At 42.9% G+C, this 17,706-nt stretch carries 14 protein-coding genes and 2 tRNA genes; 4 read left to right on the top strand and 12 right to left on the bottom strand.

Features of this window, described 5'->3' with window-relative positions; all coding sequences use genetic code 11:
* Positions 1-67: 67 nt before the first annotated feature.
* From AC570I_RS15845 to AC570I_RS15835, 3 genes are read left to right on the top strand one after another with little or no spacing between them, the layout of a single operon-like run.
* The gene (locus AC570I_RS15845) at positions 68-1,072 is read left to right on the top strand and encodes an ABC transporter transmembrane domain-containing protein (RefSeq protein ID WP_316800542.1); all 1,005 of its coding nucleotides are present in this window, start codon (positions 68-70) and stop codon (positions 1,070-1,072) included.
* Positions 1,065-2,426 (top strand): HlyD family secretion protein, encoded by a 1,362-nt coding sequence (locus AC570I_RS15840; protein WP_497406230.1) that lies wholly within the window; start codon positions 1,065-1,067, stop codon positions 2,424-2,426. Before AC570I_RS15845 ends, AC570I_RS15840 begins: the two co-directional genes overlap by 8 nt.
* A 15-nt stretch (positions 2,427-2,441) precedes the next feature.
* Positions 2,442-3,896 carry a TolC family protein gene (locus AC570I_RS15835; RefSeq protein ID WP_497406229.1) on the top strand — a complete coding sequence of 485 codons (1,455 nt, stop codon included), beginning with the start codon at positions 2,442-2,444 and terminating at the stop codon, positions 3,894-3,896.
* Between the two features lie 57 nt (positions 3,897-3,953).
* Here AC570I_RS15835 and AC570I_RS15830 read toward each other — a convergent pair whose 3' ends face one another.
* The 12 genes from AC570I_RS15830 to AC570I_RS15775 form a co-directional block, all read right to left on the bottom strand.
* Entirely contained in the window at positions 3,954-5,372 is a 1,419-nt protein-coding gene (locus tag AC570I_RS15830) for a beta/gamma crystallin family protein (protein WP_497406228.1), read from the bottom strand.
* Positions 5,373-5,668: 296 nt separating this feature from the next.
* Positions 5,669-5,753, bottom strand: a tRNA-Leu gene (locus AC570I_RS15825).
* A 67-nt stretch (positions 5,754-5,820) separates the two neighbouring features.
* Positions 5,821-5,893, bottom strand: a tRNA-Gly gene (locus tag AC570I_RS15820).
* A gap of 241 nt (positions 5,894-6,134) precedes the next feature.
* Positions 6,135-7,883, bottom strand: coding sequence for a HAMP domain-containing sensor histidine kinase (locus AC570I_RS15815; RefSeq protein WP_497406227.1), 1,749 nt, complete (start codon positions 7,881-7,883; stop codon positions 6,135-6,137).
* Positions 7,884-7,915: 32 nt separating this feature from the next.
* A complete protein-coding gene (locus AC570I_RS15810) occupies positions 7,916-9,046 on the bottom strand; it encodes a sensor protein KdpD (RefSeq protein WP_497406226.1) in 1,131 nt (376 codons plus the stop codon).
* A 66-nt stretch (positions 9,047-9,112) separates the two neighbouring features.
* Complete coding sequence (locus tag AC570I_RS15805; RefSeq protein WP_497406225.1) at positions 9,113-10,183, bottom strand: porin; 1,071 nt, start codon at positions 10,181-10,183, stop codon at positions 9,113-9,115.
* A gap of 121 nt (positions 10,184-10,304) precedes the next feature.
* Positions 10,305-10,865: a potassium-transporting ATPase subunit KdpC gene (gene kdpC / locus AC570I_RS15800; protein WP_497406224.1), complete on the bottom strand. Its 561-nt coding sequence runs from the start codon at positions 10,863-10,865 to the stop codon at positions 10,305-10,307.
* 20 nt (positions 10,866-10,885) lie between these two features.
* Positions 10,886-12,913, bottom strand: a complete 2,028-nt coding sequence (gene kdpB, locus AC570I_RS15795) for a potassium-transporting ATPase subunit KdpB (RefSeq protein ID WP_497406223.1) — start codon at positions 12,911-12,913, stop codon at positions 10,886-10,888.
* A gap of 8 nt (positions 12,914-12,921) precedes the next feature.
* The gene (gene kdpA / locus AC570I_RS15790; protein WP_047800663.1) at positions 12,922-14,640 is read right to left on the bottom strand and encodes a potassium-transporting ATPase subunit KdpA; all 1,719 of its coding nucleotides are present in this window, start codon (positions 14,638-14,640) and stop codon (positions 12,922-12,924) included.
* A 35-nt stretch (positions 14,641-14,675) separates the two neighbouring features.
* Positions 14,676-14,753: a K(+)-transporting ATPase subunit F gene (gene kdpF / locus AC570I_RS15785; protein ID WP_156166780.1), complete on the bottom strand. Its 78-nt coding sequence runs from the start codon at positions 14,751-14,753 to the stop codon at positions 14,676-14,678.
* A gap of 297 nt (positions 14,754-15,050) precedes the next feature.
* Positions 15,051-16,205, bottom strand: coding sequence for a M20/M25/M40 family metallo-hydrolase (locus AC570I_RS15780; protein ID WP_497406222.1), 1,155 nt, complete (start codon positions 16,203-16,205; stop codon positions 15,051-15,053).
* Between the two features lie 11 nt (positions 16,206-16,216).
* Complete coding sequence (locus tag AC570I_RS15775) at positions 16,217-16,828, bottom strand: N-acetyltransferase (protein ID WP_497406221.1); 612 nt, start codon at positions 16,826-16,828, stop codon at positions 16,217-16,219.
* Between the two features lie 268 nt (positions 16,829-17,096).
* Here AC570I_RS15775 and AC570I_RS15770 point away from each other — a divergent pair, with 268 nt between their 5' ends.
* The gene (locus tag AC570I_RS15770) at positions 17,097-17,543 is read left to right on the top strand and encodes a hypothetical protein (protein ID WP_497406220.1); all 447 of its coding nucleotides are present in this window, start codon (positions 17,097-17,099) and stop codon (positions 17,541-17,543) included.
* Positions 17,544-17,706 lie beyond the last annotated feature (163 nt).

The following is a 17,706-nucleotide window of genomic DNA, read 5'->3' as shown; positions in this document are numbered from 1 at the left end:
GCGATGTCTTAAAGATTTAGCTATCGGAAACCATTAGTTTATCTATTCTTATTATCAAAAAATACAAATGAAGAATCATCATGTTGCCGGTGCATTAACACCCTGGCAAAGACTGGTACGCCTGCTTCATTACGAACGGGGAACCATTAATTACATATATGTATATGCCGTATTGATTGGTTTAATCGGACTTTCACTCCCGCTGGGAACGAGTGCGGTTTTCAATTTACTATCCAACGGTGCAATGTACAGTTCCACTTACATCCTGATAGCCGTTATTCTGGTGGGTATAGTTGTGGGCGGAGTGCTGCTGATTGGCCAGTTTACACTGGTAGAATTTCTGGAGCAAAAGATATTTGCCAAGGCGGCCATTGAATTTGCCTACCGGCTGCCCCGCATTAAAAAGAAAGCTTTGGAAGGCGAAAACCCTGCGGAACTTGTTAACCGCTTTTTCGATATATTAACCATTCAAAAAGGCTTAACCAAATTATTGGTTGATATTGTGGCAGCTGCTGTACTCATCTTTTTTAGCGTGATTCTCTTGTCTTTTTATCATCCGGTATTCATGGCCTTTGGACTTTTTGTGTTGGCTGCCATCATTCTGATCCTGGTTCTGTACTATCGACGTGCGATTGAAACCAGTATTGAAGAATCAGGCTATAAATATGAAGTTGTGGCCTATCTTGAAGATGTGGCTGCAGATCTGGATACTTACCGTGAGAGTGAGAGCAAACGAAAAGAAATCATTAGCCGTACGGATGCCATTACATCAAATTATATTCAGGCAAGAAACGATCACTTTGGTATCCTTAAAAGATTTTTTTATAGTGCTGTTGCCATGCGCACCACCCTGATGGGCGCTTTACTCTTAATGGGTTCTTACTTTGTTGTGGAACGCGAAATGACTTTCGGTCAGTTTGTAGCGGCAGAAGTGATTATTGTACAAATCAGTTATGCCATTGAGAAGCTAATGACCAATTTGAACACGGTGTTTGATATGATTACGGGAAGTGAGAAACTGGCCGTTGTTACTGACCTTGAGTTAGAGGAAGGAGAACAGCACCATGGGTAAAACTAGTTTAGTAACGGCTCCGATCCAAAATTGGGAGGAACTTGGTACCAGGGCGAGCAGCAAAATTTTAGATGCGCAAGGGCCAAAACGTTTGGGTAGAATCCTGCTCTTTATTTTCGGATTTTTTGTTCTGCTACTGTTTCTACCTTACCGCCAAACCATTCCGGGTCGGGGAACAGTGACTGCTTTACGTCCTGAAGACCGTCCACAAACCGTGCAAAACCAGATCGGCGGGCGCATTGAGCATTGGGCTGTACGCGAAGGACAGGAAGTGAAAAAAGGCGATACCATTCTGGTTATCTCTGAAACAACGCAGTCTTACTTTGATCCCGAACTTCCCGCACGTTTAAATGAACAGCTCGATGCAAAACGCGGTAGCGAAACCGCAGCGGTTCAAAAGATCGATGCAACCAAAGCGCAGATGAGGGCGATGAACGATGGTTTACACTACCAGATGAAAGCGGCAGAAAACAAAGTGCTGCAGGCAAAAAATTATGTGAGCATTGATAGCGCTGATTTATTGGCTGTACAGAAGTTTTATGAAACTACCAAAGCCCGTTTGGAACGTTATGAAACCGGTTATAAAAATGGATTATTCTCATTAACCGACATTGAAACACGTCGTTTAAAATTACAGGAAGACAATGCAAAGGTGATTAGTCAGCGCAATAAACTGGATAATTCTCAACAGAATTTATACAATGCAACCATTGAACTCGACAACATCAGAGCCAAGTATCAGGAATCGATATCTAAGGCGCAGTCAGACATGAGCACGGCAGTTTCCAGTCGCGCCAGTGCACAGGGCGACATAGCGAAATTACGCAATGACATCTCTAATCTGAATGTCCGCCGCGATTTGTACGTGGTAAGGGCACCGCAAAGCGGATATGTGGTTAAAACTTTAAAAGCTGGTATTGGAGAAAACATAAAGGAAGGTGAATCAGTAGCTACCCTTCAACCTAAAACACCATTGGTTGCTGCCGAGCTGTATGTTAGTGCTATGGACGTGCCATTGATCCTTGATACCAGCGATGTGCGTTTGCAGTTTGAAGGATGGCCATCAGTGCAGTTTTCAGGTTGGCCCTCGGTTGCTGTGGGTACATTTGCCGGAAAAGTATTCTCTATTGACCGGGTAAGTAGTACCGGCGGAAAATACCGTGTATTAATCAGTCAGACTAATCCGGTTCCCGAAAACGATGAGCCATGGCCACCACAGCTACGTCAGGGATCGGGTGTTTACGGGCGTATTATATTAAGGTCCGTTCCACTTTGGTACGAAATCTGGCGGCAGTTAAATGGATTTCCACCCAGTTTAGACAAAGAACCTGCACCAATTAAAGACAAAATATAACGGGGAGGTAATCAGATGCATATAAAAGTAAAGCCGCTTTTCCTCTTGATGATGTTATTTGCAGTATTGAGGGCTAATGCGCAGAACAGTACACAGCAAAAACCAGATACAGCAAAAATCTTTTCATCCGATGATTTGCAGATGATGGTTTTCAAGTACCATCCCATGATTAAACAGGCTGCATTGCTGAGCGAATCGGCAAGGGCTGTTGTATTGCAATCGCTGGGTTATTTCGACCCGGCGCTCAAAGCTGGTTTCGACAGGAAACTTTTTGGTAATACCACTTATTACAACAAGTGGACCAGTGAACTTAAAATCCCATTATGGTTGGCGGGTGCCGATTTAAAAGTCGGTTATGACCGTAACGTTGGCACCTACGTAAACCCCGAAAGCCGTACCAACAACGAGGGCTTAACAGCTGTTGGCATTAGTATACCTCTTGGACAAGGTTTGATTATCGATGCCCGACGGAATACTTTGCGCCAGTCGAAAATTATGGTTCAGTATGCTGAAGCTGATAGATTAAAGGAAATCAATACCGCATGGTACGGTATTGCAAAAGACTACTGGGCGTGGTACTATGCTTACAGGCAGCATGTGCTGGTGACCGAAGGACTCGATCTCGCGCAGCGCAGGTTTGAGGCATTGAGCCGTCAAACCTTACTGGGAGACAAACCCAGTATCGACTCGGTAGAGGCTTATATCACCGTTCAGGAAAGGCAGATACAGAAGGCTAAAACGGCCATCGAGCTGCAGAATGCAAGGCTGGTTCTGTCCAACCACTTATGGAGTGAAGAAGGTAACCCGTTAGAGCTTCCTGAAGATGCTGTTCCGCAGGCCATGCCTACAGATTTTGTAAAACCCAATCCGCAATTGTTGGATACGTTAATCGGTCAGGCAGCCGACCGCCATCCTGAACTGGTAAAACTCCGCAGTAAAGGTGCGCAGCTGGCCATAGAAAAAACCTATCGCCAGGAAATGCTCAAACCCAAGCTTAACCTGATGGGAAATCTAATTTCAGGCAGAACCGGTTTTAACAGTGATATTCCCGGTTATTACGATTTCAACTGGAGCAATTACAAGATAGGCGTAGAATTTTCGTTCCCTTTGTTTCTGCGTAGCGAAAGGGGAAAACTCCGTGAGGTAAAAATCAAGCAGCTGGAAAACGACCTCGATTTGCAGCAATCGGGAAGAACCATCAGAAATGGTGTAATGGCTGCTTATAACGACTTGAATGCTTACTCAGCACAGCTCACCGTGCAGATTAAGAGTGTAGAAAACCAGCAGAAACTTGTTACTGGCGAAAACCAGAAATTTAGTTTGGGGGAAAGTACCCTGTTCCTGATCAATAGCAGGGAATCAAAACTGATAGACATGAAGATTAAACAAGAGAGCATGGTCGCAAGCTATCAGAAAACACTTGCAGAGTTGTTTTACAAGGCCGGTACACGGCAGGGCTTTGGGGGTTAGGATGATATAGGAGGCTGCCACGCCGTTACATAGTAAACGTGTAGCAGCCTCTTTTTTCTACAATTCAATCACTTTAATTGATGAAGCCTTATCGTTAAATTTAGAAACATAAGAACTACCAGCAGTAAGCGTTGTGCTGCTGCCGGTAAAGTTATCGCCATCATACATGATTACTTTAATACCGAATCCAAACGAAACTGAAGAGACATCATTATCTCTGATCCCTAAAGCTAGCAAGTTAGCGGTAGTATATTCTCCGGGAGGAAGTGAGACCTCATAACCTCCATAACTTGCGTTTTGATAAAACTTAGCTGACTTCTCTAAACCAATCTGTGGAATACCTCCTAAAAAATCGAAATGATAGGATTGAACAACTACGCTGCCGTTTTTCAACAATAATTTTGCCTCCAATTCATAAGATTCATTGTTTTTATAATACAACTCATTTAAAGGGATTGTTCCGGAAATCGTATTGCCGGCACCTGGGCTAAAGCGCCAGGCAACCGCATTATAGTTGGTATTGCTGCCAAATCCTTCACCATTCGCATCAGGATCCATGTAAAACAAAATATCGCTAACATCTTTATTACTTGTAAAGGTTCCGCTTAAATTGATGGCTTGAGCAGTGCTATTGTAAGCGGCGCTCAAACTGATACCTGCAGTTGCACTTTCATAGGCCACACCAGACGGTATAGTGTTCTGAAAAACCTCGTTCTGGTTTAATATCGCAGCATCAACTTCGGATAAGAACGTAGGCTGGCCCTTGCTGAAACTTATATTCCCAGAGCCCATTAATGACGTACCCAAAGATGGTTCTTCAGATGCATATTTAGCATGATTATGTGGCAGGTTTAATCCATGGCCCAATTCATGCAGCATTCCGCCGATATAATTGGAACTGGCGTTAGGAATTTTATCAACTGTCATATTTGCATTATCGAGTGCAAAACAGCTTTTTCCTGAGCCATAAAACGGCTGCCCACCGCCATCAGTTCGTTCAGGAAGCAAAATCAGCGTATGTGATGAAGCTGAAAATTCTGTTGGATGAGCAGCTTTATAAGTATTAATTTCGGCTAAAATCTTACTACCCGAACCGTATGGGTAATCGGATTGCGGCCCGGCAGCAGGGATTTCAATAAACCTGACCAAACCTGTTGAATCTACCTTTGAAAGTCCGAGGTATTTATCATATCCATAGCGTAACATTTCGGTATGTAACCAGCTTTGAAAATGGACAAACAGGGAAGTTAATCTGGTTTTGTAATCAGGCAGTGCAGGATTATCGGTTGGCACGAACATTACAATGTTCAGATTTTTAGGATTTGTAACAAAGCTTGATGTCGTCCTTGAAGTAATTTCAGATTTTGCCTGTAGTTTTGGTAGTTCTTCTGTTACTACTGCTGCTTTTTTGCATGAGAGATAGGGTAAAATAATTAAGGCTGCTGGTATCAAAGCTACTAATGTCCTTTTTTTCATGTTTTTCATACTTTTAATTTCTAAAGTTGGTTGACTGATTTCATTATAAAATAATGCGCGGTAGTACGCATTGTTCAAAATTGAAATTTGTAGCAGAAAAAAAAGGGTGAAAATTCTAACGAAAAAGGTATAAAATCCTATTTATTATCCAATAATTGATTTTTTTAGCGTATTTTGATATTGTATCCGATGTTTTTACAATAAATAACTGGTGAATAGAAGACGATTAGTGTTGCGAAAAATCCATAACAAAAAAAAATCCCCTCATAAATGAAGGGATTATAACTCGATTTGCGTACTCAGAGCGGGAATCGAACCCGCACGCCTGTTAAGGGCACAGGATTTTAAGTCCTGCGTGTCTACCAGTTCCACCATCTGAGCATTTGGTTATTTCCGAAACCGGAGGCCAAACTTAAAAATAAATGCCTCCTGGTAGGAAGGCATTTAGAGCGAAAGACGAGATTCGAACTCGCGACCCCGACCTTGGCAAGGTCGTGCTCTACCAACTGAGCTACTTTCGCATGATTAACACAATCGCTGTGTTCCCTTCGGGGTTGCAAATATAGGAATATAAATTTCTCTTACGCAAATAATTTTTAAAATATTTTTAAGCGATTTTACCAGCCCTTATTAAAACACAAACCACCAGTTTATAACCCGCTGGAAATCTATAATTTGCAATACAAACCTGTTTAAAAAGCAATGCGTCGTGTGTTTTGATGCTTCCACAAGCCACGAATCAACAAAATCTTTCAAATTATCTTAAGCCAGCGGGAGCGTAAACAAAAACAAACTTCCCTCTCCTATTGCACTTTCAACCCAGATCTTCCCCTTTTCAGCTTCAATAAAATCTTTCGAAATCGCCAATCCCAATCCCGAACCTGATTTATTCTGACCATCTGTAGGCACCTGAAAATACCTTTCGAAGAGTCTTTTCTGATATTTCTCATCAATACCTTTCCCAAAATCGCGCACCGAAAATTGAATTGATGACGACAGCAGCACCACATCGAGTACTACTTTCGATTTTTCGGAGCTGTAACGAAGCGCATTTGAAAGGAAATTCACCAACACCCAGGCCGTTTTCTGGATATCTGCATTTACTTCAGGTAACTGCTGATCACAGTTGACTTCCAGCGTAATGTTTTTTTGCTCCGCCTGAAAGCGCACTGCGTCCAGTGCATAATTTACAATTGCAAAGGGCTTCACCTGCGCAAAATTAAGTTTAAGATTTCCGGTCTCCGCCTGCGAAAGATCCAGTAGTTCACTTGTAATCTTAAGCAACCTGTCAGAATCCTCCCTGATGTGATGTATCAATTCTTTCTGCTCCGGATTCATTCCACCCACCCGAACATCATCCAGGAGTTTAAGACTCATTTTGATAGAAGAGAGCGGTGTTTTCAATTCATGTGATACCGTTGCAATAAAATGGGTCTTGGCCTCATCCAGTTCCTTAAATTGAGTAATGTTTTTCAGTACATACACACTTCCTGCCGATCTTGAAGATTCAATCAGCGTATCTTCCTGCCCCACCTCAAAATTCGGAATCACAATTTCCCGGTTTTCCAGCTGGAAATAGGACTCTTTGTCGTCGGCATAAATTTTCAGTGGTTTACGGTCCGGGTCGGGCGTCAATATCCGTTTAAGGAGTTCGCTTTTCTTCACCAGATCATTTACATTCTGGCCAATAGCGCTTTTCTCATCCACATTGATTAGTTTAGAGGCAAGTGCATTCATGAACAACACCTCACCTTTTTCATTCAAACCAATAATCGCATCCTGCATCTGGGCAATGATCGCTTCTATGCGGAGCTTTTCGCTCTTTAACTTTGAAAGATTACTGTTCTCCCATTCGTTAAGCTTGGCAGCCATACTGTTGAAAGATATCGCTAGCGCACTAAACTCGTCATCGTTGTCGAAATGAAGCCGCTGTTTATAGTTTTTATTGGCAATCTGTCTGATGGCCGCGCTAAACTCTGCCAGTGGATTGGCTACAAAACCCGGAAAGTTTATAATAAAGGTAAAGAGAATTAAAAAGCAGGTTGTTGCCGATAGGGCAATGTAGAGCTTAGCCCTTCCCGAAGTTTCGTTAGCCCGCTCATTTTTATTGAAAATTGCTTTCATATTGAGCGCTTCAACTTTTTGCAAAGCCATCCGTAAACCTTTAAGATAAAATAACCGATCACTGTCTGTGAGCGATTCCGCCAGTCTTTTGTAGCTAAGCTCCAGTTCCTTAACGGCATCCGCTTCACCAGGCTCTGTAATATTTGCGCCTTCGCGAATCAGGCTTGCTTCAAACTTATCTTTTGCAGTTCTTGTTAATGGAATGCTATTTTCATCCAGTACCGAACGCATGGCTGCTACATATTTCAGGCTCTCATAATTGTCTTTCAGAATCACTTTCGATTTGTCAGAAAGCTCATTAAGAAAGAACAAGGCGATCAGTCCGAAGGAAAGAACAATCAGGAAAAGGAAGCCGAAGCCAAGGCGCAGTTTTGTTTTTATTTTCATGTTGGCTGTTATTTTAAAACGCGTATGCGAACTTAAGAAAGTATCACCAGATCAATATCTTTTGAAGCGAGGTTTTTAAGCAGTCCGTTAAAAATAGCTGTCCTTAAAATCACCTGAAAAATATTCAGATGTGGTTTTCCTATGCAAATCGTGGTGACTTCCTTTTGTGATGCCGTATCGATGATGGTTTGGGTAATGTGATTGCTTTTTATCTTAACAAGTTCGGCACCTAATTCGGTGGCGAGCTTGAAGTGGTTAATGAGATGGCGTTGTTTATCCAGCTTAATGCGTTCCATACTTTCGCTGTCACTTTGCACATACAACACCATCCAGGGCGAACGATAGTACGATGCGAGCCTGGCCGTTTTACGGATTACCACCCCCGCTGTTTCCGGATTGGATGAAATACAGGCAAGAAACTTTTCTGGCCGCAACTTGATGGACTTTGGAATCTCACTCAGTATCTTTCGTTCCACCTGATGCACGACTTCTTTCAGCGCCAGTTCGCGCAGCTGGAGAATTTTATCCGACTGAAAAAAGTTCCCCAATGCCCTTTCAATTTTGCTCTGATCGTAAATTTTACCTTCCTTTAAACGGGTGATCAGTTCATCCGCCGTAAGGTCAATGTTGACAATTTCGTCCGCGGCTTCCAAAATCTTGTCTGGTATGCGTTCGGTAACCGCGATACCTGTGATGGCTTGTACCTCTTCATTGATGCTTTCAAGATGCTGGATGTTAACAGCGGAGATGACACTGATGCCTGCTTCGAGAAGGTCTAAAACATCCTGCCAGCGTTTGCCATTTTTACTACCTTCTGCATTCGTATGCGCAAGTTCGTCGACAATGACCACTTCAGGATGGCGGTTCAGGATCGCTTTGAGGTCCATCTCTTCGATCTCTTTACCCCTGTAGTAAATACTTTTCCTTGGAATAAGGGGAATGGTATTTAAAAGCGCATGTGTTTCGGCACGGTTGTGTGTTTCGACGTAACCAATACAAATATCTACGCCGTTGCGCAGGAGCGCATGGCTTTCCTGCAACATACGGTACGTTTTACCTACACCAGCGCTCATACCGATATAGATCTTCAGCTTACCCCTTCTCGATTTCTTGATAAGCTCCAGAAAATGCCTGACGGATGTTTCTTTATTTTCTTCTTCCATTGCAATACCATCCTTTAAAATCAATAACGCCCGGGATAAAATACCCGGGCGATGTAATGTGTTAAATTAAAATGAGACAGCAATACTGGCAGTAAGCGTAGTGTTGGCATTTACAGCCCCGGTATTTCTGATGAATATTTTGTCTTCGCTGTCGTAGGTTTTTCCTTCTAAACGTAGAACTGCATTTGATACCGGCGAATAGTCGATATTGAGCGAATAGCCTTTCGTTTTAAAACCATTTGGAGTTCCGGTGGCGATGAAAATACCATTCTGATCTTCATAATACTCAAACCGTCCGGCAAGCGCCCATTTAGGGGCAAATTTATATTGCACAATAGCCACCGGCGACAGCACTTTGTTTTTGCTAGTACTGCCTTTCGATACCTGTTGGGTACCATAATCAAATCCCAGCGTTACACCAAACTGGTCTGTTACCTGCAATATGCCATAAACGTTATGGTAAAAACGGTTCACCCTTACCGAGTCGGCACCTTCCGTGCCAATATAATTGCTATAATTTAAGGTAATGGCTGAAGTAGGTTTCCAGGTAAGCTGCACACCACCAGCAGGTTTGTCGTTTCCATTCTGTCTGGTAATTCTCTGCCATCCGTTAAGGTAAAATCCCGCAACTGTGAACTTGCCATCTGCTATACCGTAGGTAATTTTTGCCCCCGACTCGTAATACGGGGTATTTTCCGAAGAAATATTTCTTGTAAGTACCCAGCAGTCTTTTGAAACGGCACTTTCAAAACCAATGTGGGAGGAGAAAATACCGGCATCAATCCAAAGGTTTTGCGTTTTGGAAAGTTTTACTCCGGCATTGGCCTCAAATATATTTTTTAATACACCGGGTTCTGCGGCAAGATTGGCATTAGCATAGCTTCCGGCCATTACAGCCAGGTTTGCACGGATGTTGCCGTTATCATATGCCGCCTTGATCATCCCTAAATTCAAGTTCATTTCATTTGCGCGGTTATGCGAATAAATGAACGCCGGGCGGTTATGATCTGCGGGTTGATTAAAGTCGTAACCATAATAAGCTTCCAGATAGCCAGAAATTTTGATTTTTGATTCTTCCTGTGCTCTTGTTAAAAAACCGGCGGTTAAGGCTGCGGCTAACAATAATATTTTTTTCATATCGTAATCTTCATACAGGCAGGGCTTAGCCTGCTTACATTGTTTGTTGTTAATTATTCACCTCGTGGCTGCCCGTCCCTTTGTTGTGGCAAACGCGCATAAACGGGCAGCTGAAAGGCATTTAAAGTTTTTCCAGGTCCAGGTTAAGTTTAAGTACATTTACTGATGAGGGACCAAAAAGGCCCAGAAAAGGTTTCAGCGTATTCATGGCTACCAGGTCTTTCACTTTTTGCTCATCTACGTTTCTGGCTTTTGCTACCCTGGTCACCTGAATGGCTGCCCCTTGCTCGGAGATATTTGGATCAAGCCCGCTACCAGAGGCCGTTACCATATCCGCGGGAATATCCGATGTTTTAATCCCCGGATTATATTTAATCAGCGTATCAATCCTCGACTGTACTTCTTTCAGATAATCGGGATTTGACGGCCCCTTGTTTGACCCTGCCGAACCTGCGGCATTGTAAGCTACAGCCGAAGGCCTGCCCCAGAAATATTCCGGACGGCTAAAGGATTGACCAAGCAGTGCATAGCCAACGGTTTTACCATTTCTGATTATTTTTTCACCACCGCCGTTGCCTTTAGCCATTTTACCGATAAAAGCTACACTGATGGGGTAAACGATGCATAACAGTACCAGTAGTACTACTGTTAAACGGATGGATTGAATGATGTACTTTTTCATTTTTATATTTTTTAAAAGCCTTAAACAAAAAGGCCAACCAATAAATCAATTAATTTAATGCCGATAAAGGGTGCTACGACACCTCCAATTCCGTAAATAAACAGGTTTCTACGCAAAAGTGCTGTTGCACCTATTGGCTTGTATGCTACTCCTTTCAGCGCCAGCGGAATCAGGATCGGAATAATAATCGCGTTAAATATCACGGCCGAAAGTATTGCAGATTCAGGGCTGTTCAGTCCCATAATGTTCAGGCTTTGAAGCGCCGGGATCGAAGCAATGAATAAGGCCGGAACAATGGCGAAATATTTTGCCACATCATTGGCTATTGAAAAGGTAGTTAACGTACCGCGCGTAATCAGTAGCTGTTTTCCAATTTCCACAATTTCAATCAGTTTGGTTGGGTCGTTATCGAGATCAACCATATTCCCTGCTTCTTTTGCAGCCTGGGTACCGCTGTTCATGGCTACCCCAACATCTGCCTGGGCCAATGCAGGCGCGTCATTGGTACCATCGCCCATCATCGCCACCAGTTTTCCAAGTGCCTGCTCATCTTTGATGTAGTTCATCTTATCCTCTGGTTTAGCTTCAGCAATGAAATCATCAACACCAGCTTTCTCCGCAATGTATCTTGCGGTGAGGGGATTGTCTCCGGTAACCATCACTGTTTTTACGCCCATTTTTCTCAGGCGTTCAAAACGTTCACTAATTCCCGGTTTGATGATGTCCTGAAGTTCAATTACACCCATTGCTTTTTCATTTTCAGCAACCACCAGCGGCGTTCCCCCATTGGTAGCGATGGCTTTTACGTGATTTTCGATATCCGATGGAAATATATTTCCAGCCTTCTCTACCATATTGCGGATAGAATCGAAAGCGCCTTTTCTGATGCGTCTGCCCTCAGCCGTATCCAGTCCGCTCGACCGCGTTTCTGCAGTAAACTTGATAAAGGCCGACCCTGTTGGTGTGGTCATAACCTTAAAACCCTGTTCGCCTGCAAGTTCGATAATTGATTTCCCCTCAGGCGTTTCATCGGCCAGCGAGCTTAAAATACAGGCATCTGCGAACGTTTTTGGATCCACACCTTCTGTAGGATAAAAATTGGTTGCCTTCCGGTTGCCAATGGTGATGGTACCGGTTTTATCCAGTAAAAGCACATCTATATCGCCTGCAGTCTCTACCGCTTTGCCCGATTTGGTGATCACATTGGCCCGTAATGCCCTATCCATACCAGCAATACCAATTGCCGAAAGCAAGCCACCAATGGTCGTCGGAATCAGGCATACAAACAGGGAAATCAATGCAGCAATGGTGATCGGTGTATTGGCGTAATCAGCAAAAGGCTTCAGCGTGACGCAAACGATAATAAACACTAATGTAAAACTGGCCAGTAGTATCGTTAAAGCAATCTCATTTGGCGTTTTCTGACGTGAAGCACCTTCCACCAATGCAATCATTTTGTCTAAAAAGCTCTCGCCCGGAGCGGTGCTTACCTGAACTTTAATCTCATCGGATAACACTTTGGTACCGCCCGTTACCGATGATTTATCGCCTCCTGACTCCCTGATTACAGGAGCAGATTCTCCTGTAATGGCCGATTCATCGATCGTGGCAATACCTTCGATAATCTCACCATCGGTAGGGATCGTATCACCCGCTTCACAAACAAACACATCGCCTTTCTGCAACTGGTTAGATGAACGGATTTCGATTTTTCCTCCGGTTAGCAGTACTTTAGCCGGTGTTTCCTCTCTGGTTTTACGCAGACTATCGGCCTGTGCCTTGCCCCGGGCTTCTGCTATTGCTTCGGCGAAGTTTGCAAACAGTACGGTAAGCAGCAGGATCAGGAAGATGAAGAAGTTGTATATTGGAGCACCTTGTCCGGTATGGCTCACCGAATATATGGTAACATAAGCCATTACCAGGGTACCGATTTCCACCGTGAACATCACCGGGTTGCGAACCATCACCCTTGGATCTAGCTTGATGAATGACTGTTTTAGTGCGGTCTGTACTAAGGCAGGCTCGAACAATTTATTATTGGGTTTCATTGATATGTCTATTTAAGCATGGTAAAATATTCCGCCAACGGACCTAAGGCGAGGGCGGGGAAATATGAAAGTGCATTGAGTACCAGGATAACGGCAAAAGTCATCAGGGCAAAGGTTTTGGTATCGGTTTTAAGGGTACCAGCAGACTCAGGAATAAACTTCTTTGCTGCCAGTAATCCTGCAATCGCTACCGGACCAATAATCGGAAGAAAGCGACCCAGAAATATAATTACACCAGTTAGCACATTCCAGAATACATTATTGTCGCCAAGGCCCTCGAAACCCGAACCATTGTTGGCATTGGAAGAGGTTACCTCATAAAGCATTTCAGAAAATCCGTGAAAGCCGGGATTATTAAGCCAGTTTTTAGGCTGAACTGCCCATTCTGCCGCGCCATGGTCCGTAAATACAAAACTAGATATTGCAGTACCCGCAAGGATCAAAAACGGGCTCAACAAGGTAATGATCGCAGCAATTTTAATTTCCCTTGCTTCAACCTTGTGTCCAAGAAATTCAGGCGTTCTGCCTACCATGAGTCCAGATATGAATACGGCTACGATCAGGTAAATAAAATAGTTCAGTAAACCTACGCCGCAGCCACCATAAAATGAGTTGATCATCATAGCAAGCAATTGCCATAGTCCGGTTAGGGGCATCGTGCTATCATGCATACCATTTACCGAGCCGGTAGAAATCACGGTGGTTAGTGTGCTCCAATAGGCAGTTGCGGCAGGCCCTAAACGCACTTCCTTCCCTTCCATTGCGCCACTCGCCTGTGAAATACCCATTTTGGCCAGTTCAGGATTCCCCCCGAGCTCTGAATTTAGAGTAGGTACGAGCAGCATGAAAAGTCCGATGGTCATTACGCCAAAAATTGTCCATGCCAGTTTCTTTCTGCGGATGAAATATCCAAAAGCAATCAGCATGGCGAGCGGGATGATGGTTTGCGAAACTACTTCTACTGTATTGGTGATGTAGTTTGGATTTTCAAATGGATGTGCGGAGTTGGCGCCAAAATAGCCGCCGCCGTTTGTTCCCAAATGTTTAATGGCTATAAATTGTGCTGCCGGGCCCCTGGACACATTCACGGTGTCTCCCTGAACGGATATGAACTGATCTTTGGAATCATAACTTGCAGGCGTACCGTTAAACGTTAATATTAAGGCTACAACTATTGCCAGTGGTAACAGCAAACGGGTAATTGATTTGACGAAAAACTCCCAGAAGTTACCCAGCTGGGTAGAGGTTTTATCTTTGAAAGCTTTAAATAAAACTACTGCAGCAGCTATACCCGTGGCGGCACTTACGAACTGCAGAAACATCAGCACAAACTGCTGGGTCAGGTAACTTACACCACTCTCTCCCGAGTAATGTTGCAGGTTGCAATTGGCCACAAAGCTGATAATGGTATTAAAAGCCAGATCTGGCGTCATACCCGGATTTCCGTCTGGATTAAAAGGAAGCTTATCCTGGAAAATCAGAACGAAAAATCCATAGACCAGCCATAACAGGTTAATGGTCATCAGCGCTTTCATTTGCTGTTTCCAGTTCATTTGTTCCCTGATGTCAATTCCTGAAAGCTTAAAGATTCCAGATTCGAGGGGTTTCAAAAAGTCTGTCCAGACTTTTTCTCCTGCGAACACTTTGGCCAGGTACTTTCCAAGTGGAATAGCGATGATCAGTGTAAGCAGGAAGGTGGCAATAATGCCGGTTAATTCAGTGTTCATTTTTTAATTTGTTAATGCCTTTAAAGAAGGCAGGACTAAAATTTTTCTGGTTTAATCAGCACGTAAATCATATAGATGAATACGGCTACAGCGATGATGAATAATGTGATCATGATATTAGATTTTTTCGAACCAATCAATTGATTTGTAACTTGCGCCGCAGAGCAGCAGGAGGATGATAAAGAGTAGTACAGTCATAATTTGTTGCTTTTTACAGGGCTTAACCCATTGGTGTACCATAAAAGACATAAACCACATAACTTATTATAAATCAGTTAAATAAATTGACATACTTTATTCCGGGTAACGTAATCAGATAAAAAACCCTTCCATTTTCGTATGGTGATTTCCATTTTGAAATGGTGAGTATCTGGGCTATCGTATTCCTCAAAATAAAGGGCATCCGCCTTTTAGCCATGATAAACCGCCGTAATTGGAAATCCCGTTAGATCAGTTTGCTCTTCAGGGAACTGAAGAGACGCTAACATGTTAATATAGATGTTAATTCCCTCCTCAATCTCATCAATACCAATATATTCATTGGCTGTGTGAGACCGGGCAGAATTTCCCGGTCCCATTTTTACAGATGGCATATCCAGCCAGCCCTGATCTGAACTGGTAGGCGAGAAATAAGTAGTACGTCCTAATGAAAGTCCGGCTCTCACAATGGGATGTGTTAAATCGATATGAGATGGCTTTAATACATTAGGGCGGATCTTGAAATAACTGGAAGTATGATTAATAATGGTATTGATAATTTCCTTTTCTGTATAATTATGGTCAAAACGGATGTCAACCGTAAAATGGCATTCTGCAGGTACAATATTATGCTGAATACCGCCCCCAATCTCAGTTACGCTCATTTTGACAGGCACAGGCGCTCCATCCATGATTGGAAATTGATATGTTTTAAACCATTCAATATCTTTAAGCGCATGGTAAATCGCATTGTCGCCCTCTTCTCTTGCTGCGTGGCCAGCTCTTCCTTTTGCACTGCAGTCGATCACCATTGATCCTTTTTCCGCAATGGCCATTTGCATTCCTGTTGGTTCACCCACTATTGCAAAATCGATCGGCTTAAGATCTTTTAAAATGCTGCGTATGCCATTCTCACCTGAAGTTTCCTCCTCTGCGGTAGCGGCCAGGCATAAGTTGAATGGCAGGCCCTCCATAGGATAGTAATGAAGAAAAGTAACGATTAAACCAACCAGAGATCCTCCGGCATCATTACTACCCAGGCCAAAAATTTTGTCATCTATCACCTGTGGAAGGAAAGGGTCCATAGTGTATTGGTTATTATCACGTACCGTATCGTGATGAGAGTTTAATAGAATAGTTGGTTTTGAAAGATCCAGGTGCCGGTTGTAACACCATACGTTATTGTATTTTCTAATGGTATTTACACCCCGGGCATTTAGAAATGAGGTGATGATTTCTGCAGTTGCATCTTCTGCTCCGCTAAACGATGGTGTCGCAATCAGGTTTGCAAGCAGATCAATAGATTGCTGGTAAAGGGAATTCAGGTCGGGAACTCCCGCTGCTGTTTTAATCCGGTTATTATTCATTGTGTTGGCTATTAGTTATTTGAAAATGTTGTTTGTTTGTATTTCCCGGGTTGCAGGGAAACCGGTGTTGGAGTGTGAAGGGAATATGCCGGATCGAAAAGCATAGCTGTACAGAGACAATTGCACTTTCCTTTGCGCTCCAGGATATCATAATTTGTACATGATTTGCAACCCTCCCAGAATAGGTCGTCGTGAGTAATCTCGGAAAAGGCCACTGGCAGGAAGCCAAGTTTAGCATTCATGCGCATCACTGCTGAACCGGAAGTGATACTGAATATTTTTGCATTGGGATACAATCGTCGGGAAAGTTTGAATACCTTGTTTTTAATAGCTGCTGCAACACCTGAATTCCTGAATCGTGGCGCTACAATAAGTCCGGAATTGGAAACAAACCGGTCGTCTTCCCAGGTTTCAAAATAGGAAAAACCTACCCATTCTCCACCACTGGTAACCGCTTTTACTGCTTTGCCAGCGGCTATCTTTTCAGCTACTGCAGCAAAGGTCCGCCTCGCAATTCCGGTTTTCCTGGCAATCGCACTGAGATAGGTCTCCTCAATAATTTCGTCAACGTACTTCGTATCGCATTCGTCGGCGATACGGATAAAAATAATCTGGTTATCCATGATCTTTAAATTTCATGGCAACAGCATTACAATTCAAATGCCCCGGTTAAAAAAGATACCAAAACATCAGCGTAGGGATACTTAAAAGCCTTTAATTATTATTTGAAAAAAATGAACAGTTATCCTACCCTATCATAATGATATGGTTCTTTGCCATTTTGATAGGATAGAACAGAATGGGGGAAAAATTAAAAAATTGATCGAAGGGTATATTTTCTTTAATATTATACACGCATCAATAAGGAATATTTAAAAATAATAGAGGGCAATGAATAAAATTATAGTTAAATACTGGCTTATTAATTTAATTTGCAGTATACTGTTATACATCACCTACAGGATCATGATCCATCAAACGCCAGCATCCGAACAAAATCTGTTCGGAAAGTTCTGGGGTGTTATAGAATTGATATTGAATTTAGGTATATCGTTTATATACCTGATATTAATGCTGATTTCATCACTGACCTTTTTCCTGAATCTGAACAGGAAAATCAGGAACAATTTCTACTTCTCACTATTAAGCTTCCCGGGACCGGCACTTGCGCTGGTCATTCACCTGTCCCCTGTTCTGGTAACTGATTACCAGGCTGCCCAAACAAGCGTGTTGACCAACCTGGTCTATTTTCCTATCGCTTACCTAGTCATAACCACCATAGAATTTCTGTTATTTAGGAGAAGTCTTAGAAAATCAGGATTTGAAAATAGCGTTTGATCAACTGCTTAAAAAAAGACAATTCTTCGAAACTTGTTGTAGGAGAACAAAAAAAGTACTGTATTTGCTATGCTACAGGCATTTACCGCTCAAAAAGAGCCTTAACACCTGTCTGCAAGCGGTTTTCTAGTGGTTTATGGCTAGCAAACCACTACCAGACCAC

It is taken from the genome of Pedobacter sp. A2324 (assembly GCF_059693705.1).
The sequence above is the reverse complement of the archived record's forward strand: the minus strand, read 5'-3'. Positions and strand labels throughout refer to the sequence as shown.

What these genes read in the sequence shown, in the direction of transcription:
- AC570I_RS15770 (WP_497406220.1), top strand. Translation starts at nt 17,097, where the DNA reads ATGAATAAAATTATAGTTAAATACTGGCTTATTAATTTAATTTGCAGT.
- AC570I_RS15775 (WP_497406221.1), bottom strand. Translation starts at nt 16,828, where the DNA reads ATGGATAACCAGATTATTTTTATCCGTATCGCCGACGAATGCGATACG.
- AC570I_RS15805 (WP_497406225.1), bottom strand. Translation starts at nt 10,183, where the DNA reads ATGAAAAAAATATTATTGTTAGCCGCAGCCTTAACCGCCGGTTTTTTA.
- AC570I_RS15830 (WP_497406228.1), bottom strand. Translation starts at nt 5,372, where the DNA reads ATGAAAAAAAGGACATTAGTAGCTTTGATACCAGCAGCCTTAATTATT.
- AC570I_RS15840 (WP_497406230.1), top strand. Translation starts at nt 1,065, where the DNA reads ATGGGTAAAACTAGTTTAGTAACGGCTCCGATCCAAAATTGGGAGGAA.
- AC570I_RS15835 (WP_497406229.1), top strand. Translation starts at nt 2,442, where the DNA reads ATGCATATAAAAGTAAAGCCGCTTTTCCTCTTGATGATGTTATTTGCA.
- AC570I_RS15845 (WP_316800542.1), top strand. Translation starts at nt 68, where the DNA reads ATGAAGAATCATCATGTTGCCGGTGCATTAACACCCTGGCAAAGACTG.
- AC570I_RS15810 (WP_497406226.1), bottom strand. Translation starts at nt 9,046, where the DNA reads ATGGAAGAAGAAAATAAAGAAACATCCGTCAGGCATTTTCTGGAGCTT.
- AC570I_RS15815 (WP_497406227.1), bottom strand. Translation starts at nt 7,883, where the DNA reads ATGAAAATAAAAACAAAACTGCGCCTTGGCTTCGGCTTCCTTTTCCTG.
- kdpF (WP_156166780.1), bottom strand. Translation starts at nt 14,753, where the DNA reads ATGATCACATTATTCATCATCGCTGTAGCCGTATTCATCTATATGATT.
- kdpC (WP_497406224.1), bottom strand. Translation starts at nt 10,865, where the DNA reads ATGAAAAAGTACATCATTCAATCCATCCGTTTAACAGTAGTACTACTG.
- AC570I_RS15780 (WP_497406222.1), bottom strand. Translation starts at nt 16,205, where the DNA reads ATGAATAATAACCGGATTAAAACAGCAGCGGGAGTTCCCGACCTGAAT.
- kdpB (WP_497406223.1), bottom strand. Translation starts at nt 12,913, where the DNA reads ATGAAACCCAATAATAAATTGTTCGAGCCTGCCTTAGTACAGACCGCA.
- kdpA (WP_047800663.1), bottom strand. Translation starts at nt 14,640, where the DNA reads ATGAACACTGAATTAACCGGCATTATTGCCACCTTCCTGCTTACACTG.